Genomic DNA, 16,225 nt, shown 5'->3' on the forward strand with positions numbered 1-16,225 from the left:
ATCCCACTTAAATCCGCTGACTGCTGCCCACCTTGGCATCTGGATCAATCTCAAGCTCGCCTGAGTATTCAACAAGTTTGATGCTGCAGCCACGGCCGATATATACTTTGCTTCCACGAACAATATCAGCCTCCGTATCTTCCAATACGATCTCATCCCCTTCAATTAAGGATGTTTTGAAGGAGGGTGTACCGCCCAGACCGATACTTTTCCAAAAGCCACTTTGTTCCGTTCGACGAATATCAATACGTTCTCCGCCAATCTCTTTGGCTGAAGAAGATGTATGCAGCTTGATCTCAACGGATCCTGCATTCAGGAAGCCACTAATTTTGATGTTGCCCTGTACGTTCAGGGACTCACATTGTACGTCGCCATCAATCGTGATCATGCCGCCAATATCGATGCGTTCTCCATCCACTCGCCCACGTACGGTACACTTGCCGTTTACTTCAAGCTCAGGACTACTGAGGTTTCCATGAATGGTTGTCAGGCCATCCACACGAACACGGGAGCTGTTCAGGGGGCCGTTCAGCGTGCACATGCCATTGATGGTTGCACTTTCCGCACTTAAGGCTCCGTGCATCTTCAACGTCCCATTCACACTCAAGGAGGTACAATCCAGATTGCCGTTTACTTTGGCCATGCCATCAATGGAAACCCGGTGAAAAGCTCCACCTGCTGTTTGACTCAAACCTGATACATTCAGGTCATTTCTCAAATGACGTTCTTCCATGTCCATTCTCCCCTTATCCCAATTTAAGTTTCAGCTCTTCCATAAACGTGCCCAGCGGAATTCTCAGTACCACTTTGACGCCCTGATCAAAATAAAGCTCTGATCCTGAACCAACCAGCATAAATGTCGGTACGCCCATCTTACGAATAAGCAGCAGCTCACTTGCTCTGTTTGCAAAACGATAATAGTGCTCAGACATGACATCTATCAGCAATGAGCCCTCCTGACGGGTGATATCCCCGCTGAGCAGCAGCTTCTCGAGGACATAGAGCATCATAATCTGCTCCAGAGCATACATAGGTTGTTCCCGTCCGGCCTCTTTTACCAGTTCAAGCGAAGGCGATGAAACAATGTTTCGGTCCATTAATTGCTCCGCAGACATTTCAACCTCACCCAATGTGGGCGAAAATACGTCCGCCAGCTCATCCAGTGATAATCCATCCTTCATATTGAGGATCTTATCGATACGTGTCAGCATCTGCTGTTTAGGAAAAAAAGTTTCCTGACCCGTGTATGAAGACTTCCGAATAAACCATTCTTCCGGAATAAGGTTTTTCCGCTTCCAGCGGTATAACTGACCATAGGAAATCCCCGTAAGGTCCAGCAAGTCTTTTTTGGAGATCAATTCATCCGTCATATATGGTCCCCCTTTGTGTTGATGCAAGTGTAACATAACATTGTTACGTTGTGAAGCCTAGAAATCATTTTGCTCAACATGAACCTCAATTAACCGCTACCTACTTAACTTTTTATTGAACACTGCCTGACCTCGTTAAACCATCACTTTCTTTAGCTATAAATGTTGTTGTTGCAATGGACGGGGTTTGGGTATAACCTGTGTGATAGAAACGAAGGAGCCATTAACTGTGACCGCATTCAACTCAGGCAGGACATTCAGTTAATGAATTCATGAAAGGGGTTACTTTGTAGAGATGGCACTTATAAAATGTGATTTTTACTCCGACACGCTAGGACTTAGCACGAGCATGCATGTTATTCTGCCACAGCAGACCCATAATCAGATTGGGATGGATAACGTTTCAGGCAAAGGACTTCACCCTACGCTGTATTTGCTGCATGGCCTATCGGATGATGATTCCATCTGGCTGCGCCGGACATCCATTGAACGTTATGTGGCAAACCTCGGAATCGCTGTTGTCATGCCGCAAGTGCATCGCAGCTTCTATACGGATATGGCCGAAGGCGGACGTTACTGGACATTCATCAGTGAAGAGCTGCCTGCCCTGGCACGCTCCTTCTTCCCGCTGTCTTCCAAACGGGAAGACAACTACGTTGCCGGCTTGTCCATGGGTGGTTACGGGGCATTCAAACTGGCCCTGCGCAAACCGGAGCAATATGCCGCAGCAGCAAGCTTATCAGGGGCTCTGGATATGGCCGCCCATATGGATAACAAAATTCTCTCCGCACTACAGCAGACCGAAATGGAGCGCATTTTCGGACCAGAGATCAAGGGTTCGGAGAATGACCTGCTTCATTTGCTAAAAGAAAGTCAGACAAGCCAAGGGCCACGTCCAATTCTCTATCAATGCTGCGGCACGGAAGATTTCCTGTATGAAGAAAACCAATCTTTCCGTGAGGCTTGTATACAGACCGATTTTCAGTTGACCTATGAAGAAGAACCTGGCGGACATGACTGGGCTTACTGGGATGAGAAAATTCAGAATGTGCTGCGGTGGCTGCCACTGCCTGAACGGAACTAAAGGGAAGCGCGCCTCGGAGCAATGAAGGCAAGCTAGAGGATCTACTTCTGAGAGAGCCTTCATATTCAGCTTGATTTGTAATTAAAAAAGCGAAAAAAGAAGCAGACCATGGAGGAATCTCCACTGGTCTGCTTCTTTTTATATAATTCAACTTTTGTACTGCCGGGACAGCCTTGGCGTTAGCCGCGGCTTGTGATCCATTGCGCCGTAATTTCCAACACCTTTTCACTGCGTCCGATGGCTTCAGCCACTTGTCCGGAAGCTGTGCCACCATATACGTTACGTGCGTTAACCACCGCTTCCGGTTGGAGCACATCGTAGATGCGATCATCAAACAGCGGGGAGAACTGACGGAACTCATCAATGCTCAGATCCAGCAAATACTTGCCGTTCTGGATGCAGTACAGCACCGTTTTACCGATGACTTCATGCGCCTGACGGAATGGCAAGCCTTCGCCCACGAGGAAGTCGGCAATATCCGTAGCGTTGGAGAAGTCCTGATTCACCGCTTGGCGCATCCGGTCCTTATTCACTTTCATCGTTGCAATCATCGGTGCGAACAATTGCAGTGCGCCTTCCAGCGTAGCAACTGTATCGAACATGCCTTCCTTGTCTTCCTGCATGTCTTTGTTGTAGGCCAGAGGAAGAGATTTCAAGACGGTCAGCAAACCGATCAGGTTGCCGTATACACGTCCGGTTTTACCACGAACAAGCTCCGGGACATCCGGATTCTTTTTCTGCGGCATAATGCTGCTGCCTGTGCAGAACGCATCGTCCAGTTCAACAAAACCAAACTCGGTACTGCTCCACAGCACCAGTTCTTCACTCAGACGGGACAGGTGAGTCATGATGAGGGAAGCTGCTGCCAGGAACTCCACGATAAAGTCACGATCACTAACCGCGTCCAGACTGTTCTCGTACACACCGTCGAAGCCGAGCTGCTCGGCTACAAAGTGGCGGTCAATCGGGAATGTTGTTCCTGCAAGTGCACCTGCACCCAGCGGCAGAACGTTAATCCGTTTGTAGCTGTCCATCAGACGTTCTGCATCCCGTTGGAACATGGAGACATACGCCATCAGGTGATGAGCGAACAGAATCGGTTGTGCACGTTGAAGATGGGTATAGCCCGGTACGATTGTATCCAGGTTGTCCTTGGCCTGTCCGATCAACGCTTCCTGCAGCGCATGCAGCATGCCAACAAAACCAACTACACGCTCACGCAGGTACAAGTGCATGTCTGTTGCGACTTGGTCATTCCGGCTGCGACCTGTGTGCAATTTGCCACCGACAGGGCCAATGGTTTCGATCAGGTTTTTCTCAATGTTCATGTGGATGTCTTCATCCGAAACAGAGAATTCCACTTCGCCTGCACGGATTTTGTGCAGTACGGTAATCAAACCTTCCTTAATCGTTTCCACATCTTCCGCAGGCAAAATACCGCATTTGCCCAGCATGGTTACATGGGCGAGACTGCCTTGAATATCTTCCTCAGCCAAAGCTTTGTCAAAGTTGATTGATGCCGTGTATTCCTCAACCAGATGATTGGTTTGTTTGGTAAAACGTCCTCCCCACAGCTTGCTCACGGTGAGTTCTCCCCTTTCGTTCATGGACAAAGCCGCCCCTGCCCGATGTGCAAGAACGGCCTGCCCTGTAAAGTTATATTGGTCATGATATGAGGCTATTTTAAAGTATTATTTCTTGTTTTGTTCCACGCCGGAATTAACTTTCAGACGCAGGGCGTTCAGGCGGATAAAGCCGGTAGCATCTCCTTGATCATACGCTTGCGTTGGATCAGCTTCCATCGTAGCGATGTCCGGGTTGTAGAGGCTGACAGGGCTTTTCACGCCTGCGCCAATGATGTTGCCTTTGTACAATTTCACACGTACGGTACCTGTTACGTTTTTCTGGCTTTCGCTTACCAGCGCTTGCAGTGCCAGACGTTCCGGTGCGAACCAGAAGCCGTTGTACACGAGTGTGCTGTAACGCGTGATCAGGCTATCACGCAGGTTCATCACTTCACGGTCCATGGTGATGGATTCCATTTTACGATGTGCCGTAAACAGGATTGTTCCACCTGGTGTCTCATATACCCCGCGGCTCTTCATGCCAACAAAACGGTTCTCGACCATGTCGACACGGCCAATGCCGTGCTTGCCGCCCAGTTCGTTCAATTGTTCCATCATTTGAAGCGGGCTCAAACGCTCGCCATTCAGGGCTACGCAGTTGCCTTGTTCGAACTCCAGTTCAACGTACTCCGCTTGATCTGGTGCATCTTCCGGTGCGTTGCTGAGCAGGAACATGTCTTTGTTCTCGTCTGTGCTTGGGTCAAACCAAGGATCTTCAAGCACACCGCTCTCATAGCTGATATGCAGCAGGTTACGGTCTGTAGAGTAAGGCTTAGCAGCAGATGCCGTTACCGGAATACCGTGTTTCTCTGCATAAGCAATCATCTCTGCGCGTCCTGGGAACTGGTTGCGGAATTCTTCCAAACGCCATGGCGCAATCACTTGAACGTCCGGTGTCAGCGCAGCTGCGTTCAACTCGAAACGAACCTGGTCATTTCCTTTGCCCGTAGCGCCGTGAGCGATCGCAGTAGCGCCTTCTGCACGAGCGATGTCGACCATGCGTTTAGCAATCAGCGGACGAGCGATACTTGTGCCGAGCAGGTATTGTCCTTCATACAGAGCACCCGCTTGGAACATCGGGTAGATAAAATCTTTCGCGAACTCGTCGCGCAGATCGTCGATATACACTTTCGAAGCGCCGGTAGCGAGTGCTTTTTCCTCGAGGCCGTCCAGCTCATCCTTTTGTCCGATATCTGCAGTAAATGCGATAATCTCTGCGTCATAGGTTTCTTTCAGCCATTTCAAAATTACAGATGTGTCCAGCCCGCCGGAGTAGGCGAGTACGATTTTTTCCTTAGCCATGTTCGTTGGTCCTCCCCAAATTCAATTGCCAATAAGTTAAACAAGCTATGCATCTGCTAAAAACTACGAGCCAGAAAACCCTCCGATCGCTCTTATCCCCAGATCCATCGTTTCTTTTTTTATACAGATAGCCTTTTAGAATGTTACACTACAACACTCCGATTGCAGTACCATCTTCCGATCACTCTTATCCCCAGATTTTTTTGATTCCCCTCTAAAGGGGAAAATCCGGGGATAAAGGCGAGATTATGCTTACGAAGTAGCTTTCTTTCAGAAAGCTTTTAGCTCCGCTTCTTCAGATTGGTTCTGCACTCTCCGTTATCGTGTTTTATTCAGGTTCAACTTATATAAATTTGAAAGACGTCCCAGGATAGATATAAATCGTTCGTTTCTAAAGGTCATTTCTGTCTCTCCGTTTTTGCGAATGCACCAATTTATCTTATTTCAGTGTATAAATAGATGAATCTATCATCGCTAACCCTGCGCCTAAAATCAACTCATTTAGGTAAACAGCGGTTATTCGCTCATTAACGCAGCCATCAAGGCCTTTTGTGCATGAAGCCGGTTCTCTGCCTGATCAAAGATCAGGGAGTTCGGTCCATCAATGACGCCCGCACTTACTTCTTCTCCGCGGTGTGCCGGCAGACAATGCAGGAACATGTAATCTGGCTTGGCGCCTTTCATCAGTTCCTCATCGACCTGGTACGCAGCAAAAGCCTGCTCACGAACCTTTTGCTCCTCTTCAAAGCCCATGCTTGCCCACACATCGGTATAGATGATATCGGCATCCTTCACAGCTTCCTGAGCACTGTACGTCACAGTCACTTCAGAACCGCTTTCCTTCGCAATGCTGCGCGCCTGCTCTACCACTGCGCTATCCGGCTCATACCCTTTTGGCGTTGCTACAGCAACATGCATGCCCATCTTCGCTGCACCCAGCATGAGAGAGTGTGCCATGTTGTTCCCGTCTCCGACATAAGCCATTTTCAAGCCAGCCAGTTTGCCTTTGTACTCCAGCACGGTTTGGAAGTCCGCTAGTACTTGGCACGGATGAGCAGCATCGCTCAGTCCATTAATGACCGGGATATCGGCATGCTCCGCCAATTCAGTTACATTATGGTGTCCAAAGGTACGAATCATGATGCCATCCAGGTAGCGGGACAATACTTTAGCCGTATCATGAGTTGTTTCCCCTCGACCAAGCTGGATATCGTTTTTGCTCAGGAAGAGTGCGTGTCCACCCAGCTGGAACATGCCTACTTCGAAGGATACACGCGTACGTGTGGATGATTTTTCAAAAATAAGTCCAATCGTTTTACCTTTCAGCGGCTGATAGGCTACGCCATTTTTTTGCTTGCCTTTGATCTCAATGGCCAAGTCCAGTAAGTAGCGAATCTCTTCGGCCGTGTAATCGGTAAACTCAATAAAGTCACGGCCTCTAAGATCAATCTTCTGGATTTTCTCCGTTTGTTGTGCTGTCATGTGAATGTTGTCCTCCTTATATCCGGTTCCCTGCACCCGCTCGGGCAGAAGAGAGCAGCTGTGGCAGCGCTGCTCAGGCAGCCTGTGGCTTTCTTTATCTTCCGCAGGTTCTCCGCGCGGCTACAGGGATTCATCATCTAGTTCTGCGCCAGGGCCATGAAAGGCCCCAGTACAGCATGCTTTTCATTTTGTCAAAATGAATTAAACCTTCTTCGCTGCTACGTGCTCTTCGATCAACGTTGCTACCAGGGATACCGCTTCATCGATCTCTTCCTTGCTCACATACAGATTCGGAAGCAGACGAATGACATTCGGCCCTGCGGTCACGAACAAGATACCACGTTTCTGTCCGGCCAAAACGATGTCGCCTACTGGCTCTGCACATTCAATTCCGACCAGAAGCCCCAATCCGCGAACTTCCTTCACAAATGAATTGCCTGCCAAACGCTTCCGCAGGGAGCTCATCAGATAGTCACCCATCTCAGCAGCGCGCTCCGGCAAGCGATCTTCCAACATCGTTTCAATCGTAGCAATGACCACGGAGGAAGCTAGTGGAGTACCCCCAAATGTCGTTGCATGGCTGCCTGGCGTAAACGCATCCCGCAGGAAACCTTTACCCAGCATCGCGCCTACCGGGAAACCACTGCCGATCCCTTTGGCCACCGTAAACACATCTGGCTCAATGCCATAGTGTTCATGTGCAAACAGCTTGCCTGTACGTCCCATTCCGGTCTGTACTTCGTCTACGATCAGCAAGAGACCATGCTCGTCACACAATTTCCGTACATGCTTGACGAATTCCGGTTCGACCGGATATACACCGCCTTCGGCTTGAACCATTTCCAGCATAATTGCTGCTGTTCTAGGGCCGATTGCCGCTTCCAAAGCTGCAATATCATGCAAAGGAACGGTCACGAATCCAGCTGGCAATGGCAAAAATCCTTCTTTCACCTTATCCTGCCCTGTTGCTGTCAGTGTTGCGAGTGTCCGTCCGTGGAAGGACTGGGCAAACGTAATCACTTCATAACGGTCGTTCCCTTTCACCTTCTGGTGATAACGACGTGCGACTTTAATCGCTGCCTCATTGGCTTCCGCGCCACTGTTGCAGAAGAACACCGCATCGGCACATGTATTGTCTGTCAGCAACGCGGCTGCTTTCTCCTGGCCCGGAATCTGGAACAGGTTGGAGACATGCCACAGCTCATCGATCTGAGCTTTCAGCTTGGCTCCCACTTTCTCCGGTGCATGGCCAAGGCTCGTTACAGCGAGTCCGCACATGAAGTCGAGATAACGGTTGCCCTGATCATCCCATAACCAGCTGCCTTTACCCTTGACCAGACTGATTGGATAACGCGCATACGTTTGGAAAAGAGAGCTTTCCGTCTGTGCCGCTGCACCTGTTGCTGCTCCCGCTACTGCTGTGCCAGAACCTGGCTGTTCATTGCCTTTTGCCATCACCTTTCACACTCCTATTCCTTTTTGTAAGTATACCGATACTCCATATAAGACAAACCAACCTACACAGAGCCACTCCGATTGCAGCACCATCTTCCGATCGCTGTTATCCCCGGATTTTTTGAATTAATTTTTTAGAGGTTAACATCCGGGTATAAACGCGAACGCCTTGCTTCTCCAGATTGGTTCTGCACTCTACGTTCTTGTGTAACGTTGCTATTCAACTTATATAAATCCGTACAGAATATTAATCTATCTGTTTTGAAATTCACCTTATTGCATGCGGATAATTCGGGTTCCGATCGTTTCACCCTTCAGCACGCGGCTCAGGATCTGCGGCTCGCTTCCGTCCACGATAATAACCTCGCGTACTTTGCCATGAATGCAGGCAATCGCTGCGCGCACCTTCGGGATCATGCCGCCGTAGATTTCTCCGGTTTGAATCATGTCCTCGATTTCCTGTACAGAGACCGATGGCAGTACTTTTTTCTCCCCGTTAACGGTCTTCATGATTCCAGGTACATCCGTCACAACGATCATCCGGCTTACCCCGAGGTGGGAAGCTACCGCACCCGCGGCTGTATCTGCATTGATATTATACCGTTGTCCGTTTGCATCCACGCCCACCGGCGCAATCACAGGCATATATCCCATGTTCACTATGCCTTGAATGATTTCTGCTTGAACGCCTGTTACGTCTCCAACCCAGCCGATCTCTGCATGATTTGCCACAGGTTTGGCTTGGATTAGTCCACCGTCTACGCCGGACAGGCCCAGCGCATGTCCTCCGACGCGCTCTATCAGGCGTACGATCTGTTTGTTGATACTCCCGGCCAACACCATCTCCACGACATCCAGCACGGGTTCGGTCGTTTTGCGGAGTCCATTCACGAACTCGGTTTCAATGCCCAGCTTCGCCAGATTCTCCGATATCGCCGGACCTCCACCATGCACGATGACGGGCTGAGTTCCCTGGGACTGCAAGTCGCGCAAATCCGCAAAAAAGGATTCTGGCAAAGCCGCGAGCGTGCTGCCTCCGCATTTCATGACAAACGTCTGCTTCTCTGCACCTTTTTCCACTCCGGCACTCTCATTTTGCAATGTTGAATTCATGAGGAGCACTCCTTTCGTATTTTGTTCTATATAAAAACAAACCTTTTACATTTGCCACTCCGATTGCAGCACCATCTTCCGATCGCTGTTATCCCCAGATTTTTTTGATCCCTTTTCTACAGGGTAAAATCCGGGGATAAAGGCGAGCGCTTCGCTTCTACAGATTGGTCCTGCACTCTCCGTTACCATGTAAAATTGCAATAATTAATATTGAATAACACAAGATAGTTAAAAGATCGTTTATTAAGTGCGGTATGCCGCATTGATTCGTACATAGTCATAGGTCAGGTCACAGCCCCATGCTGTAGCCTTTCCTTCGCCGTGGTGCAGATCTACCACAATGCGAACGGTATCGGTTTGCAAGTAGGCCAGCGCCACCTCTTCGTCAAATACAACTGGGCGGGACTGCTCAAGTACCGAGATATCTCCCAAACGGATATCCACGGTGTCCGGGTTAACTGGCTGTCCTGCACGCCCCACGGCTGCAATAATCCGTCCCCAGTTTGCGTCCGCACCGAACATCGCTGACTTCACCAGGCTGGAGCCGATAACCGTTTTGGCAATCGCCTGTGCCGATTCATCACTCACTCCACCCGTAACCTGCACCTCAACCAGCTTGGTTGCTCCTTCACCATCACGTGCAATTGCTTTGGCCAGCACTTCACACACATAAGTGAATCCTGCAGCAAAAGCGTCCCAGTCCGGATGGTCCGTGGTCAATTCTTCGTTCCCCGCCATCCCACTGGACATCGCGACCAGCATATCGTTTGTGCTCGTATCTCCATCTACGGTGATCATGTTAAACGTATGGTTGGTCGCCTGACGCAGCAAACTTTGCAGTGCTTCTGCGCCAATAACCGCATCACTCGTTATAAATGCGAGCATCGTCGCCATGTTGGGATGAATCATGCCAGATCCTTTGGCTGCACCTGCAATCGTAACGTTCCTGCCGTTTACAACGACAGATACGCAGGCTTCCTTTTTCACCAAATCCGTTGTCAAGATCGCTTGAGAGAATTGCTCCGCTTCATTGGCTCCCTGCCCCAAGCTTGCCGGCAGTGCACTGATACCCGAGTGTACTGCGTCCATTTTCAACAACTCACCGATCACACCGGTCGATGCCACAGCTACATCCTCTTCAGCTACGCCAAGTTCACGTGCTGCTGCCGAACGCATCGCATACGCATCCTTTTCACCCTGCTGCCCGGTACAAGCATTGGCATTACCACTGTTAACAACAACGGCCTGAAGGCGTCCATTGCTCAAGCTCTCGCGAGTTACCTTCAGCGGCGCAGCCTGGAATACGTTCGTTGTATACACGGCCGCTGCCGTGGCTGGCACTTCACAACGGATCGCTCCGATATCGTTGCGTGATGTTTTTTTCAATCCGCAATGAAGTCCGCCAGCAGCGAACCCGCGCGGGGTTACAATCGTTCCGTTTTCCACTACGGTGTAAGCCTGTTGCTTCACATTTGTTCCCATATGTTATCCCCCGTGTGCGTTCGGCTGCATGCCGATTAACCGCTTGCTAATCCCGATTCCGATGGTCTCCTGAACAGTTCCGGAAGTGCATCTGCCTGCTCTCCCGATCACCACTCCTTATGGATATACCGGCGTCATGTTCAGCCCGAGGTTTTCCTCCCATCCCATCATCAGGTTCATATTTTGAATCGCTTGCCCGGAAGCACCCTTCACCAGGTTGTCGATGACCGATATGATTGTTAAGCGTCCGGTTCTTGGATCAACTGCAAATCCGATATCACAGTAGTTGGAGCCTTGCACTTCTTTGGTCGAAGGCCAGATGCCTGGTTCACGAACTCTTACAAAAGGCCGATTCTCATAATACTTACGGTACAGATCCACCAGGTCCCGATCACTGTGTTCTCCTACCAGGCTTGCGTACATCGTACTCATGATCCCACGTGTCATTGGCACCAGGTGCGTCGTAAACGTGACCGTTACCGGACTTCCGGTAATATTGCCAAGTACTTGCTCAATCTCAGGTATATGTTGGTGTTTGTTAAGTTTGTAGGCTTTGAAATTTTCGTTCATCTCTGCATAATGGTTCGTCAGACTCGTTCCCCGTCCAGCACCGGATACACCGGATTTGGCATCGATAATAATCGTGGATGGATCGATCCATCCTGCTTCCACTGCAGGAATAAGTCCAAGAAGGGTAGCTGTAGGATAACAGCCCGGGTTGGAAATAAAGTTTTTGCCTTTTACTTCATCCCCGTACACTTCGGCCATCCCGTATACAGCCTGTTCCAGCAGATCACTCGGCGGAGCCGGGTGTTTATACCACTGTTCATACACGGCTCCATCCTTCAATCTGAAGTCACCAGACAGATCGATCACCTTCAGCCCCGCTTCAAGCAGGCTTGGAACGAGCTTCGCACTAACTCCAGATGGGGTAGCCGTGAATACCAGATCTGCACGTTCTGCAATCTCAGCCGGAACCACGCCATCCAGTGGCCTGCGAATCACATCCGTCAAATGCGGAAATCCGTCTGCAATAGACTCGCCGCTGCTGGATGAAGAGATCACCGAAGTGATTTCAACCTGTGGATGGTTCTGAAAAAAACGAATCAGCTCCACCCCGCCGTAGCCGGTGGAACCGACAATTGCCACTCTCAATTTGTTACTCACTCTCGCTCCCCCAATCCTGTTGTATGCGATACTTATACGATGCTCACGCCCTCAAACGGCCCTCACACTGTAATTCCGTCGCTTCTATGCATATTTGTGTATTATTATACGACTCTAGTTATATAAATACAACACTCTACCATCAATTTCACATGGATTCTTATCAAATCCGAACATATCTTTCCAATATCTGCGGACGAACCCGAATACTTCTGCTAAAATACGTTTTATAGGAAACATTACATACCAAGGTCTTATTCATAACAAATTCTACACGAGGAAGGGTTTATGAATGGATTCACGTTGGTCATTACGAGACATGGGGGACTACAGTGCATATCGAATCCATTTTACTTATGGTACTCCTGGGCCTGAATATTATCTTCGCTGCAGCAGTTGTGTTCTTCGAACGCAAGGATGCCAGTGCATCCTGGGCTTGGCTGCTTGTATTGAACTTTATTCCTGTGCTTGGGTTCGTACTTTATCTACTAACAGGTCAGAATCTGACCCGCTACCGGCTGTTCCAATGGAAAGAGAGAAAGAAGCTTGGTCTGGAGGAGCGCATCGCCGCACAGCTCGAACAGCTGCATGATAATCGGACGCCATTCAACAACAGAGCCACCGAAAGCAGCCAGGATATGATCTATATGAATCTGAAACAAAACGGCGCTCTCCTTACGGAAGACAATGCTGTAGAGATCATCACGGATGGAACGGACAAGTTCCAACGGTTACTCGATGATATCGAAGCGGCGCAGGATCATGTTCACGTGCAATATTACATTTACCGGGGCGACCGGCTGGGTAAACGCATTCGGGATGCTCTGATCCGCAAAGCACGGGAAGGCATCAAGGTTCGTCTACTGTACGACGCGCTTGGATCGCGGCGGGTGTCAAATCGCTTTTTCAAAGAATTGCGCGAAGCAGGCGGTTTGGTGGAAGTCTTTTTCCCATCGAAATTCAGTCTAATCAATCTGCGTATGAACTACCGCAACCACCGTAAAATCGTCATCATTGACGGTAACCTCGGTTATACCGGCGGATTTAACGTGGGTGATGAGTACCTCGGGTTGAATTCCAAATTCGGTTATTGGCGCGATACCCATCTGCGGATTCAGGGAAATGCCGTTCATGCGCTTCAGACGCGCTTCCTTCTTGATTGGAATGAGGCATCCAAGCAGCATGACACCCCATATGTTCCTGAACATTTCCCGCATATTGAGGGTACAGGAACGACGGCGATGCAGATTGTCTCCAGCGGACCGGATGCAGAGACGGAGCACATCAAGAACAGTTATCTGAAGATGATTAATGGAGCCAAACATTCCATTCTGATTCAGACGCCTTACTTTATCCCGGATGCCAGTGTATTCGAAGCCATACGTCTCGCGTGCCTGTCAGGTATTGATGTGCGCATCATGATTCCCAACAAACCGGATCACGCCTTCGTATACTGGGCTACGCTGTCTTACATTGGTGAACTGTTAAAAGTCGGAGCAAAAGTATTTATATACGATAACGGCTTTATCCATGCCAAAACGCTCATTATTGACAGCATGGTCGCATCGGTGGGTACGGCAAATATTGATTACCGCAGTTTCCGGTTGAACTTTGAGGTGAATGCGTTTATGTATGATGAGGTCATCGCCACGGCATTGGTCGATACCTTTGAGCATGACCTTAAGGTGTCCCGAGAGATGACGCAGGAGGAGTACAACAAGCGCAGCCTGAAGATTCGTTTCAAAGAAGCGATCTCCCGCTTACTTTCTCCCATTTTGTAACAGTAATATAGGGTAATTTAAAGGGTAATTTAAAACGTAAAAAGCAGGGACATCCTCCGCCATGTTTGGCTGGAATGGACATCCCTGCTTTTTTTATTTTATATGTCGCTCGTTAATCGGCACTAACTGAAATTATGCCTCGTCTCGCTTAAAGCCTTCGCCGAGCACTTCATGCGCATTACTGATAATAACAAAAGCCTGCGGGTCCACGGACCGGATCAGTGCTTTCAGTCTTGGCACCTCATTTTGCCCAACCACGACCATTAATACGGTACGCTGGTCGTCCGTGTAGCCACCTTTTGCCTCCAGCTTCGTTAATCCACGATCCAGATCGGCGAGAATGACTTTGGTGATCGGCTCCGTCTTGTTGGAGATAATGTATGCAACCTTCGAGTAACCAAGTCCCATCTCCACGGCATCAATGACTTTTCCGGTAACGTATAGCCCAATCAGTGCATAAAGTGACTGTTCCAACGACAATACAAACGCAGCCATAATAATAACCGTAGCATCCATAATCACAACGCAAAGAGAGTAACTAAGTCCACTGTATTTCTGTACGATTCTGGCGAGGATACTCATCCCACCTGTTGAACCTCTTCCCCGGTATACAATACCGATGCCGAGCCCCACACCGATACCTCCATACAGAGATCCGAGCAAAGGATTCGTCGTGGGAATGGCCCAGTCTTTCGTCAGATAAACAAACAGGGGGAGTACAATACTCCCGAGTACCGAACGGATCCCGTACTGTTTCCCAATAAGTAGAAACCCTGCAATGAGAAGTGGAATATTGATGGCCCACTGCGTGTATGCGGGTTCAAGCCCCAGCCATTCCTTTCCTAGAATAGACAGCCCGGATACTCCACCTGAAGCGATCTGATTAGGTAATAAAAATAAGTTAAAGGCTACCGCAATGAGAAACGAACCAATAATAATGGATGCCGTATCCACTACGTTTCTCCAGGGTCCATTCAGAGGGATAAGGGTGGCTAACCTCTTTTTGCGGTTTGGAACGAAATGCTGATGCTCTTGCATAGTTGTCGTGCTCTCCTTTTATATGACTGATAAGTTGCTGAACTCTCTTCCCTATTTGGGCTCAAAAAAAAGCCCCTGTATACACCAGCATACGCCTACACGTATCCGGTCCATACAGGAACTTTAGTTACTCGGTTTCTACTTTAATCTGGCTGCGCAAATAACCGTCGATGAATGCATCGAGGTCGCCGTCCATGACTGCACCTGTATTTCCTGTCTCTACGCTCGTACGGTGATCCTTTACCATACTATAGGGATGGAATACATAGGAGCGAATCTGGCTTCCCCATGAAATATCCGACTGATCGCCTCGGATTTCATCCAGCTGTTGTTTTTGCTCTTCAATTTTACGCTCATACAACTTGGAACGAAGCATCGTCATCGCACGCTCACGGTTCTTGATCTGTGAACGTTCGTTCTGACACGTTACCACGACTCCGGTAGGAATGTGTGTGATCCGTACGGCAGAGTCGGTGGTATTGATGTGCTGTCCACCCGCACCACTCGCACGATACGTATCGATCTTCAAATCCTCTGTCCGGATGTCTACTTCCACCGTATCGTCGATCTCTGGAACAACGTCACAGGATACGAAGGATGTGTGTCTCCGGCCCGATGAGTCAAAAGGAGAGATCCGCACCAATCGATGGACACCCTTCTCTGCTTTTAGATAACCATAAGCATTATGTCCTTTGATGGATAACGTAACACTCTTAATCCCTGCTTCATCGCCTGGCAGATAATCCAGAATCTCTACCTTGAAGCCGCGTTTCTCAGCCCAGCGAGTGTACATCCGGAGCAGCATTTGTCCCCAGTCCTGTGACTCGGTACCGCCCGCACCCGGGTGAAGCTCAAGAATGGCGTTCATTTTATCGTACGGTTGATTCAGCAGAAGTTGAAGCTCAAACTCTTCCAACTTGCCTACGATGGCCGTAACGCTGCTGGCAACCTCGGCAGCCAGGTCTTCATCGCCTTCTTCATCGGCCAGTTCAACCATCATTAGGGCATCATCATAGTCCTGCTGGAGTTTGGCGTATTGATCAACCGATCCCTTCACCGCATTCATCTCGGCGATCACCGATTGTGCCTTTTCATTATCATCCCAGAAATCGGGAGCTGACATCTTCTCTTCAAAGTTCTCAATCATTTCCTGTTTGAGATCTAAGTCAAAGAGACCCCCTAAGGTTTGTTAGTTTCTTGCCTATTTCACGCAGGTCCTGCTTCACGCTTGGATCAATCATGTGCAATTCCTCTTTTCATTAAGATAAGCTCCCCGCAAACCGGGCACTTCTCCAGATCAGGTATCAGATGCTTCACCTCGGTGTC

Annotated in this window: 13 protein-coding genes; 2 read left to right on the forward strand and 11 right to left on the reverse strand. The window is 49.2% G+C overall.

The genetic code is table 11. From position 1 onward, the window contains the following. Positions 1-7 precede the first annotated feature (7 nt). Both F4V51_RS26060 and F4V51_RS26065 read right to left on the reverse strand, forming a co-directional pair. A complete protein-coding gene (locus F4V51_RS26060; RefSeq protein ID WP_162009995.1) occupies positions 8-733 on the reverse strand; it encodes a polymer-forming cytoskeletal protein in 726 nt (241 codons plus the stop codon). A 13-nt stretch (positions 734-746) separates the two neighbouring features. Then, positions 747-1,370: a YhbD family protein gene (locus F4V51_RS26065; RefSeq protein ID WP_153980122.1), complete on the reverse strand. Its 624-nt coding sequence runs from the start codon at positions 1,368-1,370 to the stop codon at positions 747-749. A 295-nt stretch (positions 1,371-1,665) separates the two neighbouring features. Between F4V51_RS26065 and F4V51_RS26070 the strand changes: the two genes are divergently transcribed. Beyond that, complete coding sequence (locus tag F4V51_RS26070) at positions 1,666-2,454, forward strand: alpha/beta hydrolase (RefSeq protein ID WP_153980123.1); 789 nt, start codon at positions 1,666-1,668, stop codon at positions 2,452-2,454. A gap of 179 nt (positions 2,455-2,633) precedes the next feature. Here F4V51_RS26070 and argH read toward each other — a convergent pair whose 3' ends face one another. The 7 genes from argH to argC all read right to left on the reverse strand — a co-directional run bounded on the left by argH (position 2,634) and on the right by argC (position 12,080). Continuing rightward, a complete protein-coding gene (argH, locus tag F4V51_RS26075; protein WP_127541049.1) occupies positions 2,634-4,037 on the reverse strand; it encodes an argininosuccinate lyase in 1,404 nt (467 codons plus the stop codon). 108 nt (positions 4,038-4,145) lie between these two features. Continuing rightward, positions 4,146-5,381, reverse strand: a complete 1,236-nt coding sequence (locus tag F4V51_RS26080; protein ID WP_153980124.1) for an argininosuccinate synthase — start codon at positions 5,379-5,381, stop codon at positions 4,146-4,148. Between the two features lie 516 nt (positions 5,382-5,897). Further along, a complete protein-coding gene (argF, locus tag F4V51_RS26085; RefSeq protein ID WP_153980125.1) occupies positions 5,898-6,863 on the reverse strand; it encodes an ornithine carbamoyltransferase in 966 nt (321 codons plus the stop codon). Between the two features lie 201 nt (positions 6,864-7,064). Continuing rightward, positions 7,065-8,318: an aspartate aminotransferase family protein gene (locus F4V51_RS26090; protein ID WP_153980126.1), complete on the reverse strand. Its 1,254-nt coding sequence runs from the start codon at positions 8,316-8,318 to the stop codon at positions 7,065-7,067. A gap of 273 nt (positions 8,319-8,591) precedes the next feature. Then, positions 8,592-9,431 (reverse strand): acetylglutamate kinase, encoded by an 840-nt coding sequence (gene argB, locus F4V51_RS26095; protein WP_153980127.1) that lies wholly within the window; start codon positions 9,429-9,431, stop codon positions 8,592-8,594. Between the two features lie 243 nt (positions 9,432-9,674). Next, positions 9,675-10,913 carry a bifunctional glutamate N-acetyltransferase/amino-acid acetyltransferase ArgJ gene (gene argJ, locus F4V51_RS26100; protein WP_153980128.1) on the reverse strand — a complete coding sequence of 413 codons (1,239 nt, stop codon included), beginning with the start codon at positions 10,911-10,913 and terminating at the stop codon, positions 9,675-9,677. Between the two features lie 117 nt (positions 10,914-11,030). Then, the gene (gene argC / locus F4V51_RS26105) at positions 11,031-12,080 is read right to left on the reverse strand and encodes an N-acetyl-gamma-glutamyl-phosphate reductase (RefSeq protein WP_153980129.1); all 1,050 of its coding nucleotides are present in this window, start codon (positions 12,078-12,080) and stop codon (positions 11,031-11,033) included. 332 nt (positions 12,081-12,412) lie between these two features. Between argC and cls the strand changes: the two genes are divergently transcribed. Then, positions 12,413-13,861: a cardiolipin synthase gene (gene cls / locus F4V51_RS26110; RefSeq protein ID WP_110758656.1), complete on the forward strand. Its 1,449-nt coding sequence runs from the start codon at positions 12,413-12,415 to the stop codon at positions 13,859-13,861. A gap of 132 nt (positions 13,862-13,993) precedes the next feature. Here cls and F4V51_RS26115 read toward each other — a convergent pair whose 3' ends face one another. Both F4V51_RS26115 and prfB read right to left on the reverse strand, forming a co-directional pair. Beyond that, entirely contained in the window at positions 13,994-14,899 is a 906-nt protein-coding gene (locus tag F4V51_RS26115) for a YitT family protein (RefSeq protein WP_095359914.1), read from the reverse strand. A 127-nt stretch (positions 14,900-15,026) separates the two neighbouring features. After that, positions 15,027-16,140, reverse strand: a protein-coding gene (gene prfB / locus F4V51_RS26120) for a peptide chain release factor 2 (protein ID WP_153980130.1) whose coding sequence is annotated in 2 segments (ribosomal slippage) — positions 15,027-16,067 and positions 16,069-16,140 — 1,113 coding nt in all. Because the reading frame shifts where the segments join, the coding sequence is not laid out codon by codon here. Positions 16,141-16,225: the final 85 nt, after the last annotated feature.

It is taken from the genome of Paenibacillus xylanilyticus (assembly GCF_009664365.1).
GTDB lineage: Bacteria > Bacillota > Bacilli > Paenibacillales > Paenibacillaceae > Paenibacillus > Paenibacillus xylanilyticus_A.

Bases quoted from the DNA above. Each gene is read 5' to 3' on its own strand.
- F4V51_RS26060 (WP_162009995.1), bottom strand. From the start codon at position 733: ATGGAAGAACGTCATTTGAGAAATGACCTGAATGTATCAGGTTTGAGT.
- F4V51_RS26065 (WP_153980122.1), bottom strand. From the start codon at position 1,370: ATGACGGATGAATTGATCTCCAAAAAAGACTTGCTGGACCTTACGGGG.
- F4V51_RS26070 (WP_153980123.1), top strand. From the start codon at position 1,666: ATGGCACTTATAAAATGTGATTTTTACTCCGACACGCTAGGACTTAGC.
- F4V51_RS26080 (WP_153980124.1), bottom strand. From the start codon at position 5,381: ATGGCTAAGGAAAAAATCGTACTCGCCTACTCCGGCGGGCTGGACACA.
- argF (WP_153980125.1), bottom strand. From the start codon at position 6,863: ATGACAGCACAACAAACGGAGAAAATCCAGAAGATTGATCTTAGAGGC.
- F4V51_RS26090 (WP_153980126.1), bottom strand. From the start codon at position 8,318: ATGGCAAAAGGCAATGAACAGCCAGGTTCTGGCACAGCAGTAGCGGGA.
- argB (WP_153980127.1), bottom strand. From the start codon at position 9,431: ATGAATTCAACATTGCAAAATGAGAGTGCCGGAGTGGAAAAAGGTGCA.
- argJ (WP_153980128.1), bottom strand. From the start codon at position 10,913: ATGGGAACAAATGTGAAGCAACAGGCTTACACCGTAGTGGAAAACGGA.
- F4V51_RS26115 (WP_095359914.1), bottom strand. From the start codon at position 14,899: ATGCAAGAGCATCAGCATTTCGTTCCAAACCGCAAAAAGAGGTTAGCC.